This is a genomic window from Ligilactobacillus animalis (assembly GCF_009933595.1).
In the GTDB taxonomy this organism is placed as follows: domain Bacteria; phylum Bacillota; class Bacilli; order Lactobacillales; family Lactobacillaceae; genus Ligilactobacillus; species Ligilactobacillus animalis.
The window spans coordinates 1,795,850-1,822,750 of the sequence record NZ_CP047141.1 but is presented as its reverse complement, the minus strand read 5'-3'; the positions used below and the strand labels follow the sequence as shown (position 1 = coordinate 1,822,750).

Annotated in this window: 26 protein-coding genes; 20 read left to right on the top strand and 6 right to left on the bottom strand. The window is 42.0% G+C overall.

The genetic code is table 11. From position 1 onward, the window contains the following. Positions 1-90: 90 nt before the first annotated feature. The 3 genes from GSR62_RS08975 to GSR62_RS08965 all read left to right on the top strand — a co-directional run bounded on the left by GSR62_RS08975 (position 91) and on the right by GSR62_RS08965 (position 3,746). Positions 91-2,349, top strand: coding sequence for a glycoside hydrolase family 65 protein (locus tag GSR62_RS08975; RefSeq protein WP_066024253.1), 2,259 nt, complete (start codon positions 91-93; stop codon positions 2,347-2,349). A 10-nt stretch (positions 2,350-2,359) separates the two neighbouring features. After that, positions 2,360-3,025 (top strand): beta-phosphoglucomutase, encoded by a 666-nt coding sequence (gene pgmB, locus GSR62_RS08970; protein WP_010689930.1) that lies wholly within the window; start codon positions 2,360-2,362, stop codon positions 3,023-3,025. Between the two features lie 109 nt (positions 3,026-3,134). Then, complete coding sequence (locus tag GSR62_RS08965; RefSeq protein ID WP_010689928.1) at positions 3,135-3,746, top strand: LysE/ArgO family amino acid transporter; 612 nt, start codon at positions 3,135-3,137, stop codon at positions 3,744-3,746. 198 nt (positions 3,747-3,944) lie between these two features. On the opposite strand, the gene GSR62_RS08960 is transcribed toward GSR62_RS08965, so the two are convergent. Continuing rightward, the gene (locus tag GSR62_RS08960; protein ID WP_238333336.1) at positions 3,945-4,433 is read right to left on the bottom strand and encodes an NAD(P)H-dependent oxidoreductase; all 489 of its coding nucleotides are present in this window, start codon (positions 4,431-4,433) and stop codon (positions 3,945-3,947) included. Between the two features lie 257 nt (positions 4,434-4,690). Then, positions 4,691-6,265: a cation:proton antiporter gene (locus GSR62_RS08955; RefSeq protein ID WP_161517667.1), complete on the bottom strand. Its 1,575-nt coding sequence runs from the start codon at positions 6,263-6,265 to the stop codon at positions 4,691-4,693. A 123-nt stretch (positions 6,266-6,388) separates the two neighbouring features. On the opposite strand from GSR62_RS08955, the gene GSR62_RS08950 reads away from it, so the two are divergent. The 3 genes from GSR62_RS08950 to GSR62_RS08940 all read left to right on the top strand — a co-directional run bounded on the left by GSR62_RS08950 (position 6,389) and on the right by GSR62_RS08940 (position 8,727). Next, on the top strand, positions 6,389-6,964 hold the full coding sequence (locus GSR62_RS08950) for a DJ-1 family glyoxalase III (RefSeq protein ID WP_035447149.1): 576 nt from the start codon (positions 6,389-6,391) through the stop codon (positions 6,962-6,964). A 177-nt stretch (positions 6,965-7,141) separates the two neighbouring features. Beyond that, positions 7,142-8,038 (top strand): hypothetical protein, encoded by an 897-nt coding sequence (locus tag GSR62_RS08945; protein WP_066024250.1) that lies wholly within the window; start codon positions 7,142-7,144, stop codon positions 8,036-8,038. Positions 8,039-8,163: 125 nt separating this feature from the next. Continuing rightward, positions 8,164-8,727, top strand: coding sequence for a redoxin domain-containing protein (locus GSR62_RS08940; protein WP_066024249.1), 564 nt, complete (start codon positions 8,164-8,166; stop codon positions 8,725-8,727). A 99-nt stretch (positions 8,728-8,826) separates the two neighbouring features. Here the strand turns inward: GSR62_RS08940 and GSR62_RS08935 are convergent, their stop codons facing one another. Then, positions 8,827-9,456 carry a YoaK family protein gene (locus tag GSR62_RS08935; RefSeq protein WP_083213909.1) on the bottom strand — a complete coding sequence of 210 codons (630 nt, stop codon included), beginning with the start codon at positions 9,454-9,456 and terminating at the stop codon, positions 8,827-8,829. Positions 9,457-9,639: 183 nt separating this feature from the next. Here GSR62_RS08935 and GSR62_RS08930 point away from each other — a divergent pair, with 183 nt between their 5' ends. From GSR62_RS08930 to rbsU, 9 genes are all read left to right on the top strand, one after another. After that, positions 9,640-10,398 carry a formate/nitrite transporter family protein gene (locus GSR62_RS08930; RefSeq protein ID WP_066024247.1) on the top strand — a complete coding sequence of 253 codons (759 nt, stop codon included), beginning with the start codon at positions 9,640-9,642 and terminating at the stop codon, positions 10,396-10,398. A gap of 98 nt (positions 10,399-10,496) precedes the next feature. Continuing rightward, positions 10,497-11,585, top strand: a complete 1,089-nt coding sequence (locus GSR62_RS08925) for an ABC transporter ATP-binding protein (protein ID WP_010689914.1) — start codon at positions 10,497-10,499, stop codon at positions 11,583-11,585. A 10-nt stretch (positions 11,586-11,595) separates the two neighbouring features. Continuing rightward, positions 11,596-12,399, top strand: coding sequence for an ABC transporter permease (locus GSR62_RS08920; RefSeq protein WP_010689911.1), 804 nt, complete (start codon positions 11,596-11,598; stop codon positions 12,397-12,399). Then, positions 12,399-13,229 carry an ABC transporter permease gene (locus GSR62_RS08915; protein ID WP_010689906.1) on the top strand — a complete coding sequence of 277 codons (831 nt, stop codon included), beginning with the start codon at positions 12,399-12,401 and terminating at the stop codon, positions 13,227-13,229. Before GSR62_RS08920 ends, GSR62_RS08915 begins: the two co-directional genes overlap by 1 nt. Then, entirely contained in the window at positions 13,226-14,299 is a 1,074-nt protein-coding gene (locus GSR62_RS08910; protein WP_010689904.1) for an ABC transporter substrate-binding protein, read from the top strand. The genes GSR62_RS08915 and GSR62_RS08910 overlap by 4 nt, the downstream gene beginning before the upstream one ends. An 842-nt stretch (positions 14,300-15,141) precedes the next feature. Further along, positions 15,142-16,134, top strand: coding sequence for a ribose utilization transcriptional repressor RbsR (gene rbsR / locus GSR62_RS08905; protein WP_010689903.1), 993 nt, complete (start codon positions 15,142-15,144; stop codon positions 16,132-16,134). A gap of 106 nt (positions 16,135-16,240) precedes the next feature. Continuing rightward, positions 16,241-17,146, top strand: a complete 906-nt coding sequence (gene rbsK / locus GSR62_RS08900) for a ribokinase (RefSeq protein WP_035447159.1) — start codon at positions 16,241-16,243, stop codon at positions 17,144-17,146. 18 nt (positions 17,147-17,164) lie between these two features. Then, positions 17,165-17,560 (top strand): D-ribose pyranase, encoded by a 396-nt coding sequence (gene rbsD, locus GSR62_RS08895; RefSeq protein ID WP_010689899.1) that lies wholly within the window; start codon positions 17,165-17,167, stop codon positions 17,558-17,560. Positions 17,561-17,579: 19 nt separating this feature from the next. Beyond that, the gene (rbsU, locus tag GSR62_RS08890; protein WP_066024246.1) at positions 17,580-18,467 is read left to right on the top strand and encodes a ribose/proton symporter RbsU; all 888 of its coding nucleotides are present in this window, start codon (positions 17,580-17,582) and stop codon (positions 18,465-18,467) included. Positions 18,468-18,556: 89 nt separating this feature from the next. Here rbsU and GSR62_RS08885 read toward each other — a convergent pair whose 3' ends face one another. Together GSR62_RS08885 and GSR62_RS08880 are read right to left on the bottom strand one after the other, a co-directional pair. Beyond that, positions 18,557-18,826, bottom strand: coding sequence for a hypothetical protein (locus tag GSR62_RS08885; RefSeq protein WP_066024245.1), 270 nt, complete (start codon positions 18,824-18,826; stop codon positions 18,557-18,559). Positions 18,827-18,912: 86 nt separating this feature from the next. Next, complete coding sequence (locus GSR62_RS08880) at positions 18,913-19,512, bottom strand: nitroreductase family protein (protein ID WP_010689893.1); 600 nt, start codon at positions 19,510-19,512, stop codon at positions 18,913-18,915. A gap of 152 nt (positions 19,513-19,664) precedes the next feature. Between GSR62_RS08880 and GSR62_RS08875 the strand changes: the two genes are divergently transcribed. Then, entirely contained in the window at positions 19,665-20,096 is a 432-nt protein-coding gene (locus GSR62_RS08875) for an Hsp20/alpha crystallin family protein (RefSeq protein WP_066024244.1), read from the top strand. A 51-nt stretch (positions 20,097-20,147) separates the two neighbouring features. On the opposite strand, the gene GSR62_RS08870 is transcribed toward GSR62_RS08875, so the two are convergent. Beyond that, on the bottom strand, positions 20,148-21,860 hold the full coding sequence (locus GSR62_RS08870) for an ABC1 kinase family protein (RefSeq protein ID WP_035447168.1): 1,713 nt from the start codon (positions 21,858-21,860) through the stop codon (positions 20,148-20,150). Between the two features lie 140 nt (positions 21,861-22,000). Between GSR62_RS08870 and GSR62_RS08865 the strand changes: the two genes are divergently transcribed. From GSR62_RS08865 to GSR62_RS08850, 4 genes are all read left to right on the top strand, one after another. Then, positions 22,001-24,766 carry a sigma-54-dependent transcriptional regulator gene (locus GSR62_RS08865; RefSeq protein WP_066024243.1) on the top strand — a complete coding sequence of 922 codons (2,766 nt, stop codon included), beginning with the start codon at positions 22,001-22,003 and terminating at the stop codon, positions 24,764-24,766. Positions 24,767-24,923: 157 nt separating this feature from the next. Further along, positions 24,924-25,340, top strand: a complete 417-nt coding sequence (locus GSR62_RS08860) for a PTS sugar transporter subunit IIA (protein ID WP_005917806.1) — start codon at positions 24,924-24,926, stop codon at positions 25,338-25,340. Then, entirely contained in the window at positions 25,331-25,843 is a 513-nt protein-coding gene (locus GSR62_RS08855) for a PTS sugar transporter subunit IIB (protein ID WP_005917803.1), read from the top strand. The genes GSR62_RS08860 and GSR62_RS08855 overlap by 10 nt, the downstream gene beginning before the upstream one ends. 46 nt (positions 25,844-25,889) lie before the next feature. After that, positions 25,890-26,879: a mannose/fructose/sorbose PTS transporter subunit IIA gene (locus GSR62_RS08850; RefSeq protein ID WP_035447172.1), complete on the top strand. Its 990-nt coding sequence runs from the start codon at positions 25,890-25,892 to the stop codon at positions 26,877-26,879. The last annotated feature ends 22 nt before the right edge of the window (positions 26,880-26,901 follow it).

Below are 26,901 nucleotides of genomic sequence, written 5' to 3'. Positions count from 1 at the left end.
TTTTTTACTTGCAAATGCAACCGATTGCATTTATAATCAATATGTAAAATGAAAACGTTTAAATTATATTTTTAAAAGGTGGTCAGTGTAATGAAAAGAATTTTTGAAATCGATCCATGGAAAGTAGTCACACATGAATTTAAACCCGAAGAAAAACGACTCCAAGAAAGTATGACAAGTATTGGAAACGAATACATGGGTATGCGTGGGATGTTTGAAGAAACATATTCCGGCGATACACATAAAGGTATTTATCTTGGGGGCGTTTGGTATCCAGATAAGACACGTGTTGGTTGGTGGAAGAACGGTTATCCTGAATATTTTGGTAAAGTTATCAATGCGGTCGACTTCACTAAAGTTGACATCAAGTTGAACGGCTCTTCTGTTGACTTGGCTAAGGATGAATTTTCAGACTTTGAACTTGCACTCGACATGGAGAAAGGGATCTTGAACCGGAGCTTTATCGTTGAAAAAGACGGTCAAAAATTCCGTTTGAACTTTGAACGTTTCGTCAGTGTAGCACAAAAAGAACTATACGCTTCCAAGATCACGGTTGAAAACTTAAACGATACTGAAGCAAACGTTGAGATCAAATCATACATTGATGCGGATGTTTTTAATGAAGATGCAAACTATGATGAAAAATTCTGGAATGTTTTGGCACAAAATGTAGCTGAAACACATATGTCTTTAACGGCACAAACGATCCCAAATAACTTTGGTACACCACAGTTTACAACTGAAATGTTAGCTGACCACGTAACAGATCTACGACCAATGGCAGCTGAAACGACTGAAAAGAGCGTAGTCAATATCTTTGCAGGCCAAGTTGCGGCTGGTCAAACAGTAGCCTTTGAAAAACGCGTGATCGTGGTAACTTCACGTGATTACGATACACAAGAAGCTTTAACACAAGCTACGCAAACTTTGAGCCAAAAACAAGCTGAAAAATCATTTGAAGAATTGAAAACAGAACAAGCAGCTGGTTGGGCTAAGCGTTGGGAGAAAGCTGATGTTGAGATCTCAGGTAATGCTGAATCACAACAAGGTATTCGTTTCAACTTGTTCCAACTCTTCTCAACTTACTACGGTGATGATGCCCGCTTAAACATCGGGCCAAAAGGTTTCACCGGTGAAAAATATGGTGGTGCCACATACTGGGATACAGAAGCTTTCGCAGTTCCATTGTATTTAGCTTTAGCTGACGAATCGGTGACAAAGAACTTGCTCAAGTATCGCTATGATCAATTAGCAGGGGCTTACCACAATGCACAACAACAAGGTTTGAAGGGTGCATTGTATCCAATGGTGACTTTCAATGGGATCGAATGCCACAACGAATGGGAGATCACATTTGAAGAGATCCACCGTAACGGAACGATTGCCTATGCGATCTACAACTATACTCGTTACACCGGCGATGAAGAATATGCGACCCACAACGGCTTTGATGTCTTAGTCGGGATCGCACGCTTCTGGGCTGATCGTGTGCATTACTCCAAGCGCAAGGGTCAATACATGATCCACGGCGTAACGGGACCAAACGAATACGAAAACAATGTCAATAACAACTGGTACACCAACATGTTGGCTAAATGGTGCTTGAACTATGCAAATGAGATCGCTGATAAAGTTTCAGCTGAAAAATTAGCTCAACTCGATCTTGGCGAAGCAGAACGTCAAAAATGGCATGAAATTGCGGATAACATGTACTTGCCTGAAGATCAAGAACTCGGGATCTTCGTTCAACATGATACCTTCTTAGACAAAGATCTGACACCAGTTAAAGATCTTCCAGAAGGACAATTACCATTGAACCAAAACTGGTCATGGGATAAGATCTTGCGGTCACCATATATCAAACAAGCTGATGTTTTACAAGGGATCTATTACTTTGTAGAAGACTTCACGCCAGAACAAAAAGAAAAGAACTTTGATTTCTACGAACCATTGACCGTGCATGAATCAAGTCTTTCTCCATCGATCCACTCTGTTTTAGCTGCTGACCTTCACAAAGAAGATAAAGCTTTTGAAATGTATTCACGGACAGCACGCTTAGACTTGGATAACTATAACAACGATACTGAAGATGGCTTGCACATCACTTCAATGACTGGTTCATGGTTAGCGATCGTTCAAGGCTTTGCAGGGATGCGTGTGATCGATGGTGAACTTGAATTTGCACCATTCTTACCTAAGGAATGGGACGGCTACAAGTTCCGGATCAACTTCCGCGGCCGTTTATTGAGCATCGAAGTCGATAAGACAGGTTCTAAGATCGAATTGTTGAAGGGTGAACCTTTGAAGATCAAGTTAAATGGCGAAGAAACAGAATTAACAGTAAAATAGGAGGAAACTAATGAAAGGTGCAATTTTTGATTTAGACGGTGTGATCACCGATACAGCGAAGTTTCACTTTGAAGCTTGGAGCCAACTAGCAAAAGAACAATTAGGACTAGTTTTGCCTGCTGAATTTGAAGCTGAATTAAAAGGGATCAGTCGGACTGATTCTTTGATCAAGATCTTGGAATTTGGTGGTTTACGTGATAACTATACTGAAGAAGAGATCTTGGCGATGGCCGAAAAGAAAAATGGCTATTACTTGCAAGCGATCGAAACTTTGACAAAAGAAGATATTTTGCCAGGGATCACCCGTTTGATCGGTGAATTAAAAGATCATGGTGTTAAATTATCAATTGCTTCAGCTTCCAAGAATGCGCCGGCGATCTTAGAAAAGTTAGGCTTATTGGACGAGTTTGATGCGATCGCTGATCCAAGTAAAGTCGCTAACGGCAAACCAGCACCCGACATCTTCTTAGCTGGTGCCAAAGCAGTTGAGCTTGAACCAAAGGATTGCGTTGGAGTTGAAGATGCTGTTTCGGGTGTAGCTGCGATCAAAGCTGCGAAAATGACAGCGGTGGCCGTAGGAGATGAGACTGAATTAGCTCAAGCAGATGTAGTCGTTCCAACGACAGCAGATTTCTCCTATGCCCTTTTTGAAAAGACATGGGAAGCTGCTAAATAAGTAAATAATTTTAGAGGTCAGGGGGAAACTCTGGCTTCTTTTTTGTCCTCTCGACTAAAATCTATGTTATGATTCAAATAAGAGTATTTTAGAGAATGGGGAGAGTAATTTGGCTTATTGGCAAGGTTTATTGATCGGTTTTGCCTTCGTGGCACCGATAGGGATGCAAAATGTGTATGTGTTCAACAACGGCTTATCATATAAATTGAGTCGAGCTTGGCTGTATACTTTTTTAGTTTGGGTCTTTGATGCGCTCTTTTGTTTAGCGGCTTTCTATGGTATCGGGGCTTTGATCACCCATAATCATACGTTGAAATTATTTATCATGTTAGCCGGTGGTCTCTTGACGGCTTATATCGGCTGGGGGATCATCCGGGCCGCTAACCAACGTGCTTTGACGAGTGATGATAACAAGATCAGCTTAAAACAAGCGATCACGACCGCTTTTGTAGTCAGTTGGGCTAATCCGCAAGCTTTGATCGATGGGACGATGATGTTGGGGGCTAGTCGCGGGACTTTGACCTTTGCTGAAAGTATCTTTTTCATCATCGGAGTCGTCAGTGCTTCCTTTATTTGGGATATGGGGATGACAACGGCATTTAATGTCTTTCGTCACAAGATCCCAGATAAACTGCTGTTGTGGATCAATTTGATCAGCGGGATCATTGTTGTTGCTTACGGTATTTTCTTATTTGTCGAAGGTGGCAAACAATTATTTTAATAGACCGACAATAAATAAAGCGGGCCTCACTACGTATTTGTATCGTGGTGAGACCCGCTTTTCTGCGCACTGTGATATAGTCGTGCTCCAGAATGCAACTCCTAGAAAATAACGGCACCCCAACTCCGAGGCAAAAAGCGCCTCAAAGTTGGGGTGCCGTTATTTTTACGGAGCTTCCCGCATTCTTCCGCACTGTGATCAAAAAACGTTCGCGATCTTAGTTAGTTGTTTTTGGCAATGCTTTAACGAAAGATCGCAGCTGGTGCAACAATTTGTTAAACCTTCAATATGTAGTGTGGTAAAATCCTTTAACCCGTGGAAGGCCAAAAGCTTTTGGAGATATTTATTTACCAGGTTATGTTTGTGTTTATATGTGTCCCAAAAATACTTGAGTGTTCTGGGATGATAGGTCCGATCTGTTGCTTGGAGATGCAAGGCTTTTTTGTGTGGTGCCAGCTCGCTCAATGTTGCTACGATCAGATCTAAGTATTGTTTGAGCTCCGCGGGTAAGAACCGTTGTTGGATCGGAGCGACGAAAAGATATTTATCAGCAAGCATAAAATTATTAAGCCATTCATCATGCTCGCAAAGCAATTTTTGTTCAAACGCTGATAGTGGCTTTTGATGTTCCTTTTTCCGCAAGGCCATTAACATTTGTGAGTTTAGCGTAGGTGTACCACCATTGATAAGATCGTGAAAAATGATCCGATCTTTGGGGTGAGCTTGCTAATAACTTGTAATAAAATGTTGGTTAAGCCGATCCAAATGCGTACTTTTATCTTTGGCGTATGCTTGGATGACTAAAAGTGTTGACATAATAATACCTCTAGTTCTTTATCTATAAAAATTTATGATATGCCAACTTAGTGGGGATGTCAACCTGCCAAAGTGAAGGGAGTATAAAAAGCCACCTAGAGTAATTGATCCTCTAGGTGGCATTTATTCTATTCTTCTTCGTTATATGGATCGATCAGTAAGGCTTCAGCTAAGAGAAGTTCTTCATAGATAAAGTAGGCTTCTTCAAAGGTGAGCTTGCCTTCGTGGATCGCTTGGCGAATATAGGCGCGTTCGGCAAAGAAACAGCGCTGGAAGATCCTGACCTGCATATGTTGAAAACGTGAATTACGGATCTTTGGTAATCGAGTGATCCGATGCCAACGCTTGGTAAATTCTTTCAAGGTCGATTCGCGGGATTGGTCTTTTAAATAGGCGATCACGAGTTTTGTTATCGGTGTCGGTAACTTCATTTTGTGAACTTCAGTGATCCCGGCTTGGACCATTTCTGAGCGAACTTGGTCAAGTTTGGCTAAAGTTTCAGCGCGATTGGGTTCTTTAGGTAAGATGAAGCGTAAGACGATCGTTGGAACTAGCATGCTTAAAATGATCAAAGTCAATTCGGACATCAAGATCAGATTAAAGTGTTCGCTGGCAACTCCCAGACCAGGTAGTGTGAAAACTAAGGCTAGTGTAACCGCCCCATGAACACCGCCGATCGCAAACAGCCATGCATCTAAATTATTTTCCTTTAATTTGAAACGTGCATAACAGTAGCGGACGAGTAGATTGACGAGATACAAGATCAAACCACTCAAGCCCCAGAGCGAAATATTCAACCAGCTGAATTGTTCAAGCATGATCTTGGTCGAGGTGATCCCAAAGACGACAAAAACCAAACTATTCAATAGATCAGCGAAGACTCGCTGGAATTCCCGGGCAGTAAAGTTTTGGCGCGCATCAGCAAATAAGGCGACGCGTTCCTCGCTGTTATGCAACAGACCTGAGACAACAACGGCGATGATCCCAGAGAGATGAAGTTCCTCAGCGATGATATAGATCATAAACGGGGTGACCAGATAGATCAGCGTTTGGATCGAAACGGTATTGATGAAAACACGCAAAATGTGTTGTCTAAAATACATTAATAACATTGAGATGATAAAGCCGACCAGAACACCACCAATAGCCGAAACGAAAAAGTCGGTCATGATATGCTGGATACTCAATTCATCTAACACGAGCCAGACAGCAGTTGCTTGCAGTAAGACTAGCCCAGAAGCATCGTTAAATAGCGATTCGAGTTTTAAAAGGGAGTTGGTCTTTTTGGGTAATTCAAGTCCTTCCGAAACAGAAGCGGTCGCGGTCGCATCGGTCGGAGTGCTGATCGCTGCCATAACAAAGGCCAAAGGCAACGATAAACCCAGGAAATAGTGCAACGAAAACCCAGCAAGCAAGGTACTTAAGGCCACCATGATAACGGTGATCCCCACGATGACTTTTAGATGGTGACGCACAAAACTAAAAGCAGTAGCTTGTCCTTCATAAAAGAGCAAGGGTGCGACTAATAAGATCATGAAAACTTCGGCATTGAATGTGGCAACGTGTTGACTGACAGGTGGTATCAGGCCACATAAGATCCCCACAAAGATACTCACATAGTTAGGTGAAATTTTGGGAATATATTTTGATACGATCAAACTAAAAATAGCTGCAAAAATCAAAATGAAGGCTGTAGCTAACACTAGATGGACCTCCTTGATAAATTTAGGTTGTTTACAATTTTAACATGTTTTTAGGCCAAAAATTAGCCCTTAACGAAATTTTGGATTAGAATAGAGTTAGTAAATATTTTAGGGGGCTTTATAATGACAAAAACAGCAGCAGTGATGATCGCACCTGGTTGTGAAGAAGTTGAAGCACTGTCAAGCGTTGACGTTTTACGGCGTGCCGGGATCAAATGTGATATGGTCGGTTTATTCGATAAGATCGTCAATGGTGACCATAATATCGTGTTGACTTGTGATAAGGTCATGGATGAAAGTTTATTGGACTATGATATCGTGATCTTCCCAGGTGGCTTGCCCGGTTCAGAAGCCTTGCGGGACAACGAGACATTGCGTCAGTTCATGGTCGAACGTAAAAAAGCTGGTAAGTGGAATGCAGCGATGTGTGCTGCGCCGATCGCTTTTGCACGCTATGGCTTGTTGGATGATAGCCAATATACGTTATATCCAGGAATGGAAGCTGGGATCGCAGATGAAGTCAAAAACGGTAACTTTGACGAAGCTTTAGTTGTCGTAGATGAAAAGAATCATTTGATCACCAGTCGCGGACCAGCCACAGCTTGGGCTTATGCTTATGAGATCGCCAAAGTTTTAGGCGCAGACGTGGATAAATTAAAAGATGGTATGCTTTACAACATGTTGATGTTGAGCCGTTAGTGATGAAAGACCAGAAGTTATTTTCTGGTCTTTTTTTGCGTACTGTTCGTGGTCGTGCTGCGCATTGTGTTATAGTCGTATTACACACTGTATTCAAAATTTGGTATCTTTCTCCTAAATAATGTATCCTTAAGGTAGAAATAATTGAACAAATTGAATATAACGGAGGATGAGATCATGAATAAATTTTCAAAAGTGACCTTGGCGTTACTCTGTACGGTCGTTTTGGCGGGGTGCTCCAGTAATAATGAATCAAAAACCAATGCTAAAGAACAAAGCACCTCTCAAACGACTAAAAAGAGCAGTAGCCAAAAGCAAAACTCGACTAGTCAGGATAAAGATAAAGAAAGTCAAAGTTCTGAACAAAGCAGTAGCCAAGAACAGAGCTCAAACACCGAAAGTAGTGCGACCGATGAAAGTCAAGCAGCGGCTAATAAACTTTCTAATAACGAATTGATGCAACAAGGTGCGATCTCGATGCGCCAAAATTTGGGAGATACTGCCCTTGTAGCGACACTATCCGGCAAAGAAGATAGTCATAAAAAAGTTAGCGTCTCTTATAGTGGCGATCTAAATAACTATACTGCTAACTATTATCTCGAAAATGATGCTAAACCAGTCAACGATGAAAGCTTAAAAGATAAATCACCATACGCTACTTTGACAAAGAAAACTTATGCTTCGACCGATGAAGCAGTTAGCCAGATCGAGTATCAAAATGATGCTTCACAAGGGAATTTACCTAAGATCAGCTTAGGTTACGGCTTGCAAGCTACCGTCAATAGCGGTGCCGGGCAACGCTACTTGCATTGGAATGAAGGAAACTGGTCCTTTACCATGCATGGAAGCCCATTTGCCGGTGAAGATCCAGCAACAGCTGCCCGCAAGGCCGTTACCCTTTTGGAACGCTATCGTTTACCAGCACCATCACAACGTGGGAGTGGTCGCTTGGAAGCTTCCAACAAAGCAGGCTTTTTGACCCAATCGCTTACTTGGAATAAAGATAATGTGGTCTACGAATTTAAGGCTGATAATTTAGAAACTTTAGTTCTAGTAGCAGCTAGTTTACAGTAAAAAATTTAGTTTAAAAAAATTCTAAAAAACCTTTATTAACCCCATTATATAAAGATTGACAAATAGATTTACTAGACTATACTAAGAGTTGTACCAAAGAAAAATAAAAAGTGAGGCGTTCTTAGATGAATTACATTGGGCAAGAGATTCAAGATTTTTCAGTTAAGGCATATCAGCAGGGCGAATTAAAGGATGTCACCAAAAAAGACGTTTTGGGTAAATGGAGCGTGTTCTTCTTTTATCCAGCTGACTTCTCCTTTGTCTGCCCAACTGAATTAGAAGATTTACAAGCTAAATATTCCCAATTCAAGGCAGCTGGAGCAGAGATCTACTCTGTTTCCGAAGATACTGAGTTTGTGCATAAAGCATGGGCTGAAGCTTCTGATGGTATCGGTAAGATCGAATATCCGATGTTAGCTGATCCAGCTGGTAAATTATCTAAAGCATTTGATGTATTGAATGAGGAACTCGGTCAAACATACCGTGCTGCCTTCATCGTTGATCCAGATGGTGTGATCCAATCATATACGATCAACAACATGGGGATCGGCCGGAACGCCTCTGAGATCTTCAGAACGCTTCAAGCAGCCTCCTTTGTACGCGCACATGGCGATAAGGTCTGCCCAGCTAGCTGGCAACCAGGCGATGATGTGTTGGAACCAGGCTTAGATCTAGTTGGTAAATTATAATTAAAGAATGAGACTGAAAAAAAGTCAAAAAAATAAGATGATCTGTAGCACACGGATCATCTTATTTTTTGGCGCGGAAATCTGTAGAGTTGTCCCGGGTTATTTTTCATGTCGCAATAAATAAAGGTACCGCAGCATCACTGCACTCAAAATCACAGTGATCGCCCAGATCGTATGGATCCCCCAAAGTTTTTCCAACTCAGCTGAACACAGAGCACCGAGTGCAAAAGCAAGGGTGATCGCTAAATATAATTTAGCTGCATGCTTATCAGCTAAACTGTGAGAGAAGAAAAATCCGTTCCAAGCGATCATGCCTTTTTTGATATTTCCCGTGGAAAAGGAGTTGTTGTAGGGGATGCCCTCGATCTTGCTAAATGAAGTCGTTTGGATCCCGATCCCAAAGGCCAGTGGTGGCACGACTAGATAGTCGGGGGTACTGACGGGCAAGAAACCAATCAATAGACAAGCCAAGATACAGGGGAGCAATGATAAAGGTTTGACGTAGGGAGAGTCTAGTTTTTTAGCGAGGAAGCTGATGACAAAGATCCCTAAAATAAAGAAGATAAAGGTAAAAAAGCGCGTTTCCGTGATCGCAAGTCCCTTGCTGGCAATATCGACGGCTAAGAAGACGATGTTACCGGTCTGCCCCGCGACCAGCGAATGTTCCCGCAAGACATAGGTATAGGCATCGATATAGCCACCACAAAATGCTAAAGTCAGCCCGATCAAAAGCGATTGGGCGTATTTTTGTTTGATGATTTCATAATTATTGATAAGACCACTTCCAGATAAAAAATTAACTATCTCTTATTTTAGCACTTGCCGTAGTTTTGAGTACGTATTTTGTGGCTGATTCCGATATAATTAAAATTGGGCGCGGGGCCCGTGAATACCAAAAAGGAGAGAACGCATATGTATACAGAACAGATCAAAGCAGTTCAAGGGGCTGCGAGTAAGAAGTTAGCTTTTTTGCGTCAAAATCCGCTGGGGTATTTTTTATTATCCATGTTAGCGGGAATGTATATCGGTTTTGGGATCTTATTAGCCTTTACCGTCAGTGGACAGTTGCAAGGTGCTCCAAGCGCTAAGTTGTTGATGGGGACAGTTTTTGGCGTGGCACTTAGCTTAGTGATCATCGCTGGGGGCGAGTTGTTTACTGGCAATAATTTTGTTTTAGCAGTTGGAGCTTTGGCTAAGCAAAATACGTGGTTTCAGGCAAGCTATCTATGGGTGATCTGCTGGTTAGGTAATGCTTGTGGAGCGATCTTATTGGGAATTCTATATAATGCGACCGGTTTGCAAGTTGACGGGGTGGCCAAAGCACTTACTGCGACTGCTGTGGTCAAGATGACGGCTGGTCCAGTAGCCTTGCTCATGCGGGGGATCTTGTGTAATATCCTCGTCTGTTTAGCGCTATGGTCGAGTTTTCAGACAAAAAATGATGCTGCTAAATTGATCATGGTCTTTTGGTGTTTATTGGCCTTTTTTACGACTGGTTTTGAGCATAGTGTGGCCAATATGACTTTACTGACGGCAGCACTTATCGAACCAGCTGGGCAAGTGATCACAGTCGGAGCGTGGCTGTATAATCTGTTTTGGGTCTCGTTAGGAAATATGCTAGGAGCGATCTGCTTTTTAGCCGTACCGTATGTGATCGCAGCTAAAAAATAAATCATAGACTCATAGTTTTGACTATGGGTCTTTTTAAAAGCGGGAAATGTTTAGTATAATGGAGATTAGTTTCTATTTTGGTAAAGGGGTGGCAAATTATGAAAGAACCAATTATTTCTTTTAAAAATGTCGTTAAAAGCTACGATGACGATGTCCCAGTGTTGAAAAAAGTCAGCTTTGATATCGAAGAGGGCAAATTCTATACACTTTTAGGGCCATCTGGTTGTGGTAAAACGACGATCTTACGGATGATCGCAGGTTTTTCAGAGCCGACTGCAGGTGATATTTACTTTGAGGGAAAGCGGATCAACGATATTCCTGCGAATAAACGTCAAGTTAATACCGTTTTTCAAGATTATGCGCTCTTTCCGCATATGAATGTTTTTGATAATATCGCTTTTGGATTGAAGATCAAAAAGACACCGAAAGCAGAAATTGAAACTAAAGTCAAAGAAGCCTTGCGCTTAGTACAGTTAGCCGGTTATGAAAAGCGTGGGATCAGCGAGATGTCTGGGGGACAACGGCAACGTGTTGCTATTGCCCGGGCGATCGTCAATGAACCTAAGATCTTATTGCTAGATGAACCTTTATCAGCTTTAGACCATAAATTGCGGCTAAACATGCAATATGAATTGCGCGAGTTACAACAACGTCTGGGGATCACCTTTATTTTCGTGACCCATGACCAAGAAGAAGCTTTGGCGATGAGTGACGAGATCTTTGTTTTAAATAACGGAAATATCGTGCAAAGTGGTAGTCCGGTCGATATTTACGATGAGCCGATCAATCACTATGTAGCTGATTTTATCGGTGAAAGTAACATTGTCGATGGGGTGATGATCCAGGATTGTCTTGTAAAATTTGCCGGCAAAGAATTTGAATGTGTGGATGAGGGGATGCGTCCAAACGAACCAGTCGAAGTCGTTTTGCGACCTGAAGATCTCGAGTTGACCACGGTCCAAGCGGGTAAATTAAAGGTCAAGGTCGATACCCAATTATTCCGCGGGGTCCATTATGAGATCGTCTGTCATGATGAGATGGGCAATGAATGGATCGTGCATTCGACCAAAAAAGCTCAAGTCGACAGTGAGATCGGCTTGTACTTTGATCCCGAAGATATCCATGTTATGCGTTTCAATGAAACAGAAGCAGAATTTGATGCACGTTTAGAAAGTTACGACGATTAAGGGGGACAATATGAAAAAGTATAATACTTTATTAGCAGTCCCATATTTTCTCTGGTTGCTCTTTTTTGTTCTAGCACCAGTTGTTTTGGTGATCGGATATTCTTTTTTTGATCAAAGTGGACATTTTACTTTAGCTAATTACGCAGAGTATTTTGGTTCGGGCAAGTATCTATTGATGACGTTCAATTCGGTCTGGTATGCTTTTTTGATCACCTTGATCACACTTTTGATCAGTTATCCAACGGCGTATTTTTTGACAAAATTAAAGCATAAAGATCTGTGGTTGTTGTTGATCATTTTACCGACATGGATCAATTTATTGTTAAAAGCGTATGCCTTCATCGGGATCTTCGGCGTTCATGGTGGTTTGAACAGCTTTTTAGGCTTTTTTGGGATCTTACCCAAGCAATTACTGTTCACCGATTTTAGCTTTTTGATCGTGGCAGTCTATATCCAGTTGCCCTTTATGATCATCCCGCTTTTCAACGCCCTGGAGGAATTGCCACCGTCATTTATTGCCGCTAGCAAAGATCTTGGGGCCAGTTCGACGCAGACATTTTTTAAAGTGGTCTTTCCATTATCGTTAAATGGGGTCAAAAGTGGGGTCCAAGCGGTCTTTATCCCGTCACTTTCGCTCTTCATGTTGACGCGTTTGATCGGGGGAAATCGCGTGATCACCCTGGGGACGGCGATCGAAGAGCATTTCATGGTGACACAAAACTGGGGCAAAGGGGCAACGATCGGGGTCGTTTTGATCATTGCAATGGTGATCGTGATGCTCTTTACTGGTGAAAAGAAAGCAGGTGGCAAATGATGCAACAAACTAGATCTAAATGGGCAGATCTGTATTTGGTCTTAGTCTTTATCTTTTTATATTTGCCGATCTTTTATTTGGTCTGGTATTCTTTTAACGCAGGCGATACGATGAATGATTTTACCGGCTTTTCGTTGCGCCATTTTAGTGAGTTGTTTTCCGATACACGGCTGGTGATCATCTTGCTAAATACCTTCTTATTGGCGTTTTTGTCGGCGTTGATCGCTACGGTGATCGGGACTTTTGGGGCGTTATTTATCTATTATTTGAGAAAACGACGTCACCGCAATACATTATTATCGTTGAACAATATCTTGATCGTTTCGCCCGACGTAACGATCGGGGCTAGCTTTTTGATCTTATTTATCACGTTAGGCTCGATCTTTAGTGGCTTTTCGCTCGGTTTTTGGACGGTACTTTTGGCGCATGTCAGCTTTAGTATCCCGATCGTAGTCTTGATGATCTTGCCAAAACTTCAAGAGATGAATGACTCGATGATCACGGCTGGCTATGATCTTGGGGCCAATAACCGCCAGATCCTAAAAGATATCATCTTGCCGTATCTTTCACCAGGGATCATCGCCGGGTATTTTATGGCATTTACCTATTCGCTCGATGATTTTGCGGTCACTTTTTTTGTGACAGGAAATGGGTTTACCACCCTTTCAGTCGAGATCTATTCGCGGGCGCGGCGCGGTGTCAGTTTAGAGATCAATGCCCTAAGTACGCTAGTCTTCTTATTTGCACTTGTATTGGTAGTCGGTTATTACTACATCAGTAAGGATAACCAACCACGCTCCAAGAAAAAGAAACGGGGGCTCTTGCGATGAAAAAATTACGTTCACTTTTGATCGGGATCCTCTTGATCATTGGCTTGCTCTTTTTAGGGACGGTTTGGCTCGAACGCTCGACCGGTATGTCAGATGCTAAAGTTTTGAACATTTATAACTGGGGCGACTACATCGATCCTAAATTGATCACCAAATTTGAAAAGCAGACGGGTTATAAGGTCAATTATGAGACGTTTGATTCAAATGAAGCGATGTTGACGAAGATCAAACAAGGCGGGACTTCGTATGATATCGCGGTTCCAAGTGACTATATGATCCAGAAGATGAAAAAAGAGCATCTTTTGTTGAAACTCGATCACAGTAAGTTACCGAATTTAAAAAATATCGATCCTCAGTTTATGGATCTCGCCTTTGATCAGCATAATGAGTATTCAGTACCGTATTTTTGGGGAACTTTAGGGATCATTTATAATGATAAATTCTATCAAGCTTCACAGTTCAAGACATGGAATGATCTCTGGGATCCACAGTTGAAAAACAAGATCATGTTCATTGATGGGGCGCGTGAATTTATGGGGATCGGTCTGGCTAGCATGGGAAGATCGCTCAACAGTAAAAATGATGCTGATCTTGATCGAGCCTACAATAAGCTCAAGGCTTTGACACCTAATGCCAAAGCAATCGTTTCCGATGAGATCAAGACATACATGGCAAATGAAGAGAGCAGTGTAGCGGTGACCTTTTCGGGGGAAGCGGCTGACATGATGGAAAAAAATAGTCATTTGCATTATGTGATCCCAGAAGGTGGGACTAATCTGTGGTTTGATAATTTGGTGATCCCCAAGACAGCTAAAAATAAGCAGGGCGCCTATGAATTTATCAATTTCATGTTAGATCCTAAAAATGCGGCGCAAAACACGGAATACATCGGTTATTCCACTCCAAATAAAGCGGCATTGAAATATTTGCCAAAAGCGATCACTTCCAATAAGGAATTTTATCCAAGTGCTGCTCGGATCAAACAGATGGAGATCTACGAAGACCTAGGTCCTAAGTATTTGGAAAAATATAACGACCTATTTTTGGAGCTAAAAATGTATCGAAATTAGAAAAGGCAAATCGTTTTTAATCATGGTTTAAACTAGGGTATAATGTGCAGTGAGGAGTAGAACTCCTTTAAGTATGCTACACGTAGTAAGTTTCAAAAATGCATTGTGTGATGTAGAGATTCGCTCTTTATATTACGATGTATATCCTCAACCCAGGCAAGTGCGAGTGATAGCGCACTTGTCTTTTTTATATCACAGTGCGGAAAAATGCGGGTAGCTCCGTAGAAATAACGGCATCGCAAGTTTGAGAAGCACGACTACGATCACAGGATGCAAAAAAAGAGCTGGGAGATATCTCCCAGCTCTTTTAATGATATTTACCTTCCACAGTAAATATCGCACCGTATAATAGAAACTTTAGAATAACATGGTTTTGGTAGATTGTCAATTATATTCGAAATTTTTAATTTGATTATAAATATTAGCGCTTGCTAAAAGTTTGGCTTTATGTTATAAAATAAGTGAGGGGTCTAAAGATTCCCACAATTAGGGCGTCCAAATGTTAGTCACTGTTCCTATAATTAGGTTGGAGGGTGATGGAACCAACAAGTTGAGTTTAAAACCAAAAAATGTTGTAGTCTCTTTAGGCAAACGCCACTAATTGCAATTAGTAAAGAGGATCTTGTTGAGTGCTTCTGGAAAGCGAACAGGATCAAAAACAGATAAAGGATGTGGGGAAGATTACTCCTTATAGTAATTTAACAGCCACGTACTCAGTTTCTTGATGATATCTTAGGAGCAACAGGTGAACCTCCAAGATGATGTTTCCGAGTATTATTTACTGAGTACGGGCTGTTTTTTTGTGTCCTACATTCGCACTTATATTTATGGGGGATGGATAGATGTGTGCTAAAAAAGTGACGATCCGTGAAGTTGCCAAACGCGCTGGTGTCTCGATCGCAACGGTTTCACAGATTTTAAATGGTAAAGCGATGAAGTTTGATCCACTGACAGTTCAAAAAGTTCAAGCAGCTCGAGATGAATTAGGTTATGAAGCAGATCATTTGGCACGCCAAATGGTCGGTAAACAGAGTAAAACGATCGGGATCCTCGTGCCGGAGATAACTAACTCATTTTTCAGTACTTTAGTCAAAGGCATCGAAGAAGAGCTGTTACACTCGGGTTATATTTCAATGCTATGCAATGGGGGCTTTAATGGAGCTAAGGAAGAAAAAGCCTTGCTCGAACTAGCCCAAAGAGGGGTCGATGGCTTTATCATTGCTAGCCCTTCGATCTCAGATGAAGTATTAAAAGAGATTTTACAGATCAAAAAGCGTCCAGTCATTGTGCTAGATCAAAAAACGACCGTCGAACGCAGTGATGAGGTCGCGACCGATGATTTCAATGGTGGTTTATTGGCGGCACAGTATCTAAAAAAGATGGGTCATACAAAGGTTGCTGTAGTTGTACCTGATTTAGCAACGGTCAACATTATGCATCGGCTCCAGGGATTTCTAGTTGAATTTCCTCAAGCACTCCAGCTCAAGACAGAGCTTTCCAAAAACGGGGGCCAAGCAGTTGTCGCTGAGTTATTAGACCAAAAGATCGAGGCGGTTTTTGCGCTTAGTGATGAATTGGCGTTTGGGATCTATTTAGGTATGAGACAAAATGATAAAAGTGTTCCAGATGACCTCAGTGTGATCGGCTACGATGATGTTGAGATGTGTCGCTATGTTACGCCCGCTTTGACGACTGTTGCCCAGCCGATCTATGAATTGGGCAAACAAGCAGCTGATTTAATGGTAAAACGGCTAGCGGATCCGACTAGCCCGTATGTTAAGCGGATCTTGCCGGTTGAATTAGCGATCCGGGGCTCAGTCAAAGTTAAAATTTGAAACGCTTTCAAAAGTGTGTTATATTCTAGGTGCAGTAATTAAAACGTTTTAATAAGTACTACAAGTTACCAAAATTAATTTGCTAGAAAGACACGAGGTGGGTACAATGAATAAAGTAACAGTGATTGGAAGTATCAATTTAGACCGAACGATCAGAGTGAAAGAGATGGCTAAACCAGGTGAGACGATCCATGCCTCCGAAGTATTTTCAGCTGGTGGCGGTAAAGGTGCAAATCAAGCTGTAGCGGCTAAACGTTCTGGTGCCAAGACGGCTTTTATCGGGGCTGTTGGTAATGATGATGCTGGTAAGACGATGCGTGAACTTTTGGGTTACGAAGAGATCCAATTAGATGGGATCGCTGAATTGGATAAGGTCGCAACTGGACAAGCCTATATCGTTGTGGATGAAAAAGGCGAAAACAGTATTATGATCCATGCTGGGGCAAATGGCAAGATCACACCAGAACATGTAGTTGAACATGCGGACTTGATCAAAGAAAGTGATTTTGTGATCGCCCAATTTGAAAGCGATTTGGCAAGTACGATCAAAGCCTTTGAAGTAGCTCATCAAGCTGGCGTAAAGACGATTTTGAATCCAGCGCCTGCGATGCGAACAGTTCCCGAAGAATTGCTCAAGACGACGGATGTGATCGCACCTAATGAGACCGAAACTGAGATCTTGACTGGGATCAAAGTGGTCGATGAAGAAAGCATGCGAAAAGCGGCTGCTAAACTTCATGCCTTAGGGATTAAGGTGGTCTTGATCACGATCGGTAGCAAGGGTTCATTTTACAGCATGGACGGTCAAAGTGGGATCGTGCCAGCCTTTAAAGTTAAAGCAGTAGATACAACTGCAGCGGGCGATACGTTCATCGGTGCTTTGAGTACTGTGTTAAAACCTGACTTTAGCAATCTCGTTGAAGCGATCACATACGGTAATAAAGCTTCCTCACTGACTGTACAACGTTTTGGCGCCCAACCGTCAATTCCATACAAGCATGAATTAAATTAAAAAGAAGAAGGCATAATCATGAAAAAGACACAAGTCATTAATTCAGATATTTCCCGGGTAATTTCGCAAATGGGTCACTTTGACACATTGAGTATCGGTGATGCTGGAATGCCAGTACCACGTGAAACAGAAAAGATCGATCTAGCGGTTTCCAATGGTATTCCTAGCTTTCTCCAAGTTTTAGATAATGTGTTGACTGAATTAGAAGTTCAACGGGTATATTTAGCAGAAGAGATCAAGGACCAAAATTCAGCTCAGTTGGAAGCAATCAAAGAACGTTTCCCAGAAACAGAGATCGTCTTTATCCCACATGTTAAAATGAAACAAGACTTACACAAGTGTCATGCATTTATCCGTACCGGTGAAATGACACCATATTCCAACATTATTTTAGAGAGTGGCGTTACGTTTTAACGGTTAGGAGGAAATTGAATTGAATACAACGGCAATTTTAGTTGGTTTAGGACCATTATTAGGTTGGGGGCTTTACCCCACGATCGCATCTAAGATCGGCGGTAAACCGGTCAATCAGATCTTAGGTTCGACATTAGGGACCTTGATCTTTGCTTTAGTACTAGCGATGATCAAAGGTTTGGCACTTCCAAGTGGTGCAGCGCTCTTTTTCTCAGTTCTTTCTGGGATCGGTTGGGGAACGGCACAGATCATCACGTTCCACTCATTTACTTTGGTCGGCTCTTCAAAAGCAATGCCGATCACGACAGCTTTTCAATTATTAGGGGCGTCACTTTGGGGCGTATTTTACTTAGGCGATTGGCCGACTGCAACGGCTAAAACGATCGGCTTTATCGCACTTGCAGTTATCATTTTAGGCGCATGGATGACGGTCTGGAGTGAAAAGAAGACACCTGAAAACAAGAGTGCTTTGACCAAGGCTGTGGCTTTATTAGCCGTTGGTGAGATCGGCTACTGGTTATATTCTGCTGCACCGCAACAAGCCAAGATCGATGGGATGCATGCGTTCTTACCCCAAGCGATCGGGATGGTTTTAGCAGCGGTAGTCTATGCGATCATGATGACAGTTAAGGGTAAGGAAAGATCACCATTTGTTGAGGCTGTTTCTTACAAACAGATCTTTTCTGGTTTCTTCTTTGCCTTCGCAGCGTTGACATATTTGATCTCGGCCCAACCAGATATGAATGGTCTAGCAACTGGCTTTATTTTGTCGCAAACATCAGTTGTACTAGCAACTTTGACCGGTATTTGGTTCTTAGGTCAAAAGAAGACTTCAAAAGAAATGGTAGTTACAGTATGTGGCCTAGTGTTGATCCTAGGCGCAGCTGCAGTGACTGTTATGCTATAACACAGTATTTTTCGGAGCACGATTAAAAAAGTTTATAAAAATAATAGGTTCCCAACACCAGTGTAGCGAGGTGTTGGGAACCTTATTTTTTAATGTAAACTAGTGTAAAAGGTAATGAAGCCTAAAAAGACACCCGGTAAGTTGGCGATAAAAATAGGCCAGTCGCGTTGTGATTTAAAGTAACTATAGATCACCCAGATCGTGCAGTTGATCCCGGCGACCAGTGGCTGGATCGGACTGCCGTAATTACCATTCAAGTTATTCATGATCTGTGGAATATAGGATACATACATGATAACAGATAGCACCGAACTGATTCGTCCTAGCAGTAAAATTGCCTTGCTGTCTGTATTCTTCAAAAAAGTCACACTCCGTTATATATATTTGTTAATAGAATATACATAACACCTTAAAATAAATTTAATGATTTTGCAAACAATACGAATTATTCGAAGATCTTGAAGCGGACATCATCGGGTAAAAATTCTTTTTCTCCAGCCGGTGCTTCGATCGAACCAAATGGCATTTGTGCGCGTAATTCCCAGCTTTCAGGAATGTCAAAGGCTTCTTTGATCTTTTCATCGATCAACGGATTGTAGTGTTGCAAAGAAGCGCCGATATTTTCAACAGCTAATGCAGTCCAAACCGCTTGTTGAGCGCCTCCCAGTCCTTGTTCAGCCCAGTTGGCAAAGTTGGCAGCGTAGAGTGGGAAATCTGCTTCTAATTTTTGCACCGTTTGTGTTTCAGTGAAGTATAAGATCGTCCCAAAACCAGCTCTAAATGAGGCGATCTTTTCTTGAGTCGCGGAAAAACGGTCAGCTGGAGTAACTTTTTTCAGTTCAGCTTCAACGATATCCCAAACACGGTCGGAATTTTCACCAAAAGTGATAACAGCGCGGACTGTTTGTGAGTTGAAGGCAGTTGGGGATTGGCGGATCGCTTCTTTGATCGTTTCACTGATCTGAGCCGGTGTTTGAGCAACATTTTTCCCCAAGGCATAGATCGAACGGCGTTGTTTGAGTTCTTGATTTACTGGATTTGTCATCGTAAAGTCCTCGTTTCGTTAGTTTATATCTAAATTATAACACATACTTTTTGTAAGTAAAGTGTATTTTGCAAAATCTTAAAAGTTAAATCCTTGCATTCTAAAATAAAAGGACTACAATAAAGGTGAGGAAATGAAAGGAAGTCTTATTTATGGCAAATGAATTATCGAATCGTTTCTCTGACTTAATGAATGGTAGCGATACGTTTTTCAATAATTTAGGACGTTCATTTTTCAACTTTGACGACTCAGAGCTAAAGATGCGTTCTGACGTGGAGGAGACCCCGAAGAGTTATCGGTTGTTGATCGATCTGCCTGGGGTCGATAAGAAAGATATGCAACTGGACTATCACAATGATATTTTGACAGTTACAGCTAAGCGGGATAGCTTCAGTGATGAAAGCGATGCTGACGGCAATTTGCTAGCGAGCGAGCGTTCATATGGTCGGGTCAGTCGCCAATACCGGTTCCCTGATGTTGAGCGTGATAAGATCACCGCTAAATATGAAGATGGTGTCTTGACAGTAACTCTTCCTAAGGAAAAGGATGCTGTTGCTACTGCTAATAAGATCGAGATCCAATAACAATGATAAAAAACAGGCTTGGGAGCTATGCCTAAGCCTGTTTTTTGTGGTCTATTTTTTGAAATGCCGATGCAATTCACTGATGATCAAAATAATGACAACGATCGCCGAGAGAAGATAGCCCAAGACCCCGATATTATAAATGGCGGGATGAGCAGCACTTCCCTGGACTAAGAGTGAGGAACTCATGATCAAAGCGGCTAAAATGATGGCCAAGATCACGCGGTTGACGATCTTTTCGAGCCGATCTAGTAATTTATCTTGATCTTTGAGTTTAAAGGAGATCTTTCCTTGCCCCTGTGTCAAAATATCGAGGAGCTGTTCAAACTTAAGTGGGATCTTCGGGGCTGCTTTTGAAGCTTGGTAGAGTTCAAAGCCTAACTCTTCCAAGCTTTTTTTGACGTTGAACTGCTTTTTGAAATACTCCCGGGCAAACGGACGAGCGACCTCCATTAGAGATAACTCAGGATCTAGGGCAGCGACTATGCCTTCTAAAGAAGCAAAGGCTTTGATCAGTAAAGTTACTTCTGATTTCAATTGCAAGTTATTTTTACGACAGAGATTTACAATACTGAACAATAAACTCGAAAGATCGATCTGGCCCAGTCCTAAGTTGAGGTATGGAGTCAAAAAGACCCCGAGTTCATTATAGAAATCTTCTTCATCGACGGGGCCAGTGCGGTTACAAACTGCTAATACAGCTTTACCGATCTGGCGCGTATCTTTAGTGTTGAGAGCGATGACGATCTGGGCGATCCCATCTGCGAGATTTTTGGTCAAATGGCCCATCATGCCAAAATCTAAGTAGACCAAGCGATAAGGTGGCAATGTCGTGGCAGAAGTAGCTTCAATGCTTGTATTTTTGAGTTGTTTTTTGAACTGGTGTGTAGGCTGGAGTTCATTGTATTCGGGATCATCAGGCTGAAGTTGGTAAAATAATATGTTTCCCGGATGTGGATCAGCGTGGAAATAATTATCGATAAAAACTTGCTTGATGAAATTTTTGACTAGCGTTTTAGCCAAGGTCGTACGTAAAGGTTTATTCGTTTCGGTGGCTTTAGTGGCTATTAGTTTTTTGATACTTTGACCAGGCATGGCCTGATTGACTAAGATCTTACTAGCAGAGTATTTAGGGTAAACTTTAGGCACCCGGATGATACCGTCATTGTTGTTTAGACGGTAGAATTCGATCCCATTTTTGATCTCGATCTGAGTGTCGATCTCAGTCAAAAGGGATGTCTGGATCTCGGTAAAGATCTCTTTAGGGTCGATCACACTGAGGTCAGGGACGAATTTTAAGATCCGTAAAGATTCTTTGAATAAAGAAAGGTCAGTTTCGACTAGTTCGGAAACATTGGGATGTTGGACTTTGACGACGACCGGGGTGTGATCATGAAGTAAAGCATGGTGTGTTTGCCCGATCGAACCAGATGCGAAAGGTCGTTCATTAAATTGAAGGAAAATATCGCTCAATGGACAGTTATACTCAGCTTCAAGTGTTTTTTTGACAGTGGTAAAAGGATCGATCTGGACATTATCTTGGAGCTTGCGAAATTCTTTGATAAAGGCAGGTGAGATCAGATCGGGGCGCGTTGAGAGCAACTGGCCCGCTTTGATGAAAGTGGGACCTAGTTCTTCTAGTGCGAGTCGAACTTCTTTAGGATCTTTTTGTTTTAAAAAGTTACGTAAGACTTCATGCTGACGCAATACTTTGATGATAAAAAGTAGGCGGTCACGTTTTTCTTTGCTAGTAATATTTGGCATCACAAGACCTTCTTATCTATAGTAGATTTATCTCAATTTTAACCAAAAAATAGCTTAAGGGCTAGCAGTTGCAATTCTTTGCTTCAGTTGATACAGAAGTGATACACTAATAGCAGAATGACTAAAAGGAATGGGATTTTATGACACGAAAAGAGAAGATCTTAGCTTATGTTCAAGCTAAAAATAAAGCGGTTACTACCAAAGAGATCGCTGATGATCTAGGGATCTTGCGCAATAATGTCAGTAAAGAGCTCAATGTATTGGTCCGGGCAGGCCAACTGAGCAAAATTGCCGGACGACCGGTAAAATATCAAAGTCTAACCGCTAAAACTGATACAGTGATCGCAGAAACTGTATCAAAAATACCTGATCCGACCGAACCATCACTTAGATCAAGTATTTTTGATACAATGATCGGCCAAAAGGATAGTTTAAAGACGCAGATCGAGCAAGCTAAGGCCGCGATCTTATATCCGCCTCACGGATTAAATGTTTTGATCACTGGCCCCACAGGATCGGGGAAGACCTATTTTGCTAATGCGATGCACCAATTTGCGATCAATCAGGCAATGGTCGAAAATAAAAATTTTGTGACCTTCAACTGTGCTGACTATGCTCATAATCCGCAATTACTGATGTCGCATTTATTTGGATATGTCAAAGGTGCCTTTACTGGTGCACAAGAAGATCGTGATGGCCTGATCCAAAAGGCCGACGGTGGGATCTTATTCTTAGATGAAGTCCATCGTTTGCCCCCAGAAGGCCAAGAGATGATCTTTTATTTTATGGATCATGGAACTTACAGTAAGCTAGGTGAGATCACCAAGGTCCATCACGCTGATGTTCGCTTGATCTGTGCCACAACGGAAGATCCCGAGAGTTCGCTATTAAAGACTTTTGTACGGCGGATCCCGATCACGATCCAGATGCCCCAATTTGAAGCGCGCAGTGTACGAGAGCAACTTGCGCTCTTGAAGCGTTTGTTGACGTTAGAAGCTAATCGGACACAAAAAAACATCACAGTGACTGAAGATGTTGTGAAAGCTTTGCTGGGTAGTGTCACATTTGGAAATGTGGGTCAATTGAAATCAAATATCCAGCTAGTCTGTGCCCAGGGCTTTTTGAATAGTGTCGATCAAGCCGAACAGATCAATTTAAAATTCGAGCAACTTCCCCAAAACATCAAGGATGGGATGTCGCGTTTAGCCAGTGATCGTGCTCGCCTAGGTAAATTATCGCAGTTATTAGAGCCAGTCTTGTTGATCCAACCCGATGGAGCGGCTGAGAGTATCAATGAAAGTGACCGCTATGAGTTGCCTTATAATCTGTATGAGGTCATCGGCAACAAAGCGGCTTTGTTAAAAGAAGAGGGGCTAGAACAAGGTGCAGTCAATAACTTCATCATGACAGATATCAATGTCCACTTGAAGTCATTTTATCGTGATAATAAGATCTTGCGGACTGAAAAGAATTTAAATGAATTAGTCGATCAAGATACCCTGCAGTTGACTAAAGATATCATGCAGATGCTGAAAAAAGATTGTGGTTATCATGTCGGTGAAAACTTTATCTATGCGATGAGTTTACATCTGAGTTCATTTATCAAACGTGTCCAATCGGGGCGCCCGATGCGTGAAGTCTCAGATGATCTGGTGGCAATGGTCAAAGATTATCCCGCTGACCTAAAGCTAGCCGAAAAGATCAAAGCAATGTTAGAAGACCACTATGATTTTATCGTGCCCGCTTCAGAAGTGTACTATTTAGCCGTACTTTTGATCTCATTGAATTCTGTGCCTAAACACGGAAAAGTCGGGGTCGTTGTCGCGGCGCACGGTAATCATACCGCTTCTTCGATGGTCCAGGTAGTAACAGAGTTGTTGAATGTCGATAATCTAGTGGCGTTTGATATGTCACTTGAGATGAGCCCGACTGTGGCATTAAATGAGATCATCGCCAAGGTCAAACAAGTCGATCGTGGTAATGGGGTCTTGTTACTAGTCGATATGGGCTCGCTCAGTACGTTTAGTGCCAAGATCACCGAAGAAACCGATATTAAGGTCAAAACGATCGATATGGTGACGACTGCCATGGTCTTAGAGGCCGCTCGGAAAACAGCTTTGATCGATAGTGATCTTGAGTTGGTCTATCACGAGTTAAATGAATTTAACGGATATTCCCGCAAAGCAGAAGAACCTACGCAAGGTGAACTAGAAGATGTTAGGCAACGGGCGATCTTGGCGCTGTGTTCGACCGGTAAAGGGACAGCCGAAAAGATCAAGCAAATGCTGGATGAGATCTTGGCTGACCAACTTATTGACGATGTTTCGGTCTTAACGATGTCAGTTGTGGGGATGAACGATAAGATAAGCGAATTAAATGAAGAGTATCGTATTATCGCCACGACGGGGATCGCTGACCCTAATCTAGGGGTGCCGTATATCTCATTAGAAGAACTGTTTCAAGGTGACCGTGGTAAACGGCAATTGATCGAGCATCTAGAAAATAGTCAGACTTGGTATGTTGAGTCTAAAACGCCGGCACCTAAAGTCGATCAAACTGCTGCGGCTAATTATTTGGAACAGTATTATACATTTATCAATCCTAAAAAAGTTATCGGTGTGCTTTGGCAGTACTGTGATCTGTTAGCTAAAGAACGGCAACTAAAATTAACGGATGCTAGGCGCTTAGCTTTGATCATGCATCTTGGCGGTGCGATCGAGCGGGTCTTATTATCCGCTCCAGTAACGCTGACCGAAGAACAAGCTGTTGAATTTGAACAAAGTGACTGGCCCCAAGTACTGAAATTAGCAGATGAATATTTAGAAGCTAAACTTAATTTGAAATTTCCGCCAGCTGAAGCGTATTATATTGCCAAATTGGTCGATACAGAAATGGTCGAAAGTTAATACACAAAATAGTGATACACAAAATAAAGTGTATCATTATTTTTATATGAATTTTTTTTGCTTTATTTATTAGGGGATCTAGCGTGATACACAAAAGTTGGCACGGTATTTGCTATATATAAAGTGTAAGGAATTATTTTTCGAAGGGGATGAGTAGATGTTAGGTTTGATCGTTGCCAGTCATGGCAATCTAGCGCAAGAACTTATCAAATCTTCTTATTTAATTTTAGGGCGACAAGAAAAAGTCATTGCGGTGACCTTTGAGCCAGCGGAAGACTTAGCCACTTTGGAAGATAAATATGAAACTAGCTTACAACAATTTGCTACAACTGATCGAGTCTTGTTTTTATGTGACCTTTATGGAGGCAATCCTTTATTAGCAACGCGACGCTTCGTTGAACGTGATCCGAAACGTTTTGCGGCAGTCGGCGGAGTCAATTTGGCGATGCTTTTGGAGGCTTGCACCTTGCGGACCGAAGCGCTTAGTTTAGACGAATTAGTCGAAAAACTGATAAGTGTTGGGCGTCAAGGTATCGGTTCAGTCAAGGATCTGGGGGCGATGCCATGGATGTAAAGTTATTGCGGATCGATTCGCGTTTGCTCCATGGGCAGGTCGCAACAGATTGGGCTAAAAATACTGCGATCGAGCGGATCCTGGTGGTTTGTGATCAAGCAGCAGGCGATAATATTAGAAAGACGCTCTTGATGCAAGCAGCACCACCGGGGATCAAGGTTCACGTACTTACTGTTTCTAAGATGTTACGGTTGTGCAGAGATGAGCGCTTTGATCATTATAAAGTTTTGGTGCTTGTTGAGACTCCGTTAGATGCGATGCGTTTGATCGCTGGTGGGCTGAATACGACAAGTGTCAATCTAGGGTCACTTAGTTTTGATGCGACACGTAAGATGATCACCGAAACGATCGCCGTCAATGAGCAAGATATTTTAGCCTTAGCTTGGATCAGACGGCGCGGGATCGAGCTTGATCATCGCAAGGTTTCCAGTGATCCGAAACGTGATCTGTGGAAGTTACTTTGTGACAAGGGTCTAGTCAAAGATGAGCTAGATCATAGTTAGTAGATGTTTTGAGTTAAGTTTTGAAAATATTATAGGAGGCGTAATAATGGTTGGTATTATTTTAGCAAGTCATGGTAGTTTTGCAGACGGCATTTTCCAATCTGGTGAAATGATTTTTGGCCAACAAGAAAATGTAGCTCATGTTACCTTAATGCCAAGCGAAGGTCCTGATGATATCAGAGCTAAGATGGAAGAAGCCATCAAATCATTTGATGACCCAGAAGAAGTATTATTCTTAGTCGATCTTTGGGGCGGTACACCTTTCAACCAAGCTAATAATTTGGTTGAACAACACAAAGACAAATGGGCGATCGTGGCTGGGATGAACTTACCAATGGTGATCGAAGCTTATGCATCTCGCTTCTCCATGGAAAAAGCCCAAGAGATCGCAGCTCATTTAGTCGATGCGGGTAAAGATGGTGTCAGAGTAAAACCAGAATTCCTTGAACCTAAGAAAGAAGCTAGTGCTGATAACACAGCTAAGGCTCAACCGACAGGAGCAATTCCACCAGGTACAGTTTTAGGTGATGGTAAGATCAAATATGTTTTAGCTCGGATCGATTCACGTTTGTTACACGGTCAGGTGGCGACATCATGGACCAAGTCAACAAATCCAGATCGGATCATCGTTGTTTCCGACAACGTTGCGCATGATAAATTGCGTAAGAACATGATCGTTGAGGCAGCTCCTCCTGGAGTACATGCAAATGTTGTGCCGATCGAAAAGATGATCGAAGTTGCAAAAGATCCTCGTTTCGGCGATACAAAGGCATTGATCTTGTTTGAAACTCCACAAGATGCGCTCAAAGCGATCGAAGGTGGTGTTGACATCGACACCTTAAATGTTGGTTCGATGGCACACTCAGTCGGTAAAGTTGCCGTTAACAAAGTTTTGTCTTTGGATAAAGATGACGTTGAAACATTCGAAAAATTGAAGAAAGACGGCGTTAAATTTGACGTCCGCAAAGTTCCAAGTGATTCACCAGAAAATATGGATTCGATCTTAGACAAAGCACGTCAAGAATTGAAGATGTAGATAACTTGGAAATACAATACGA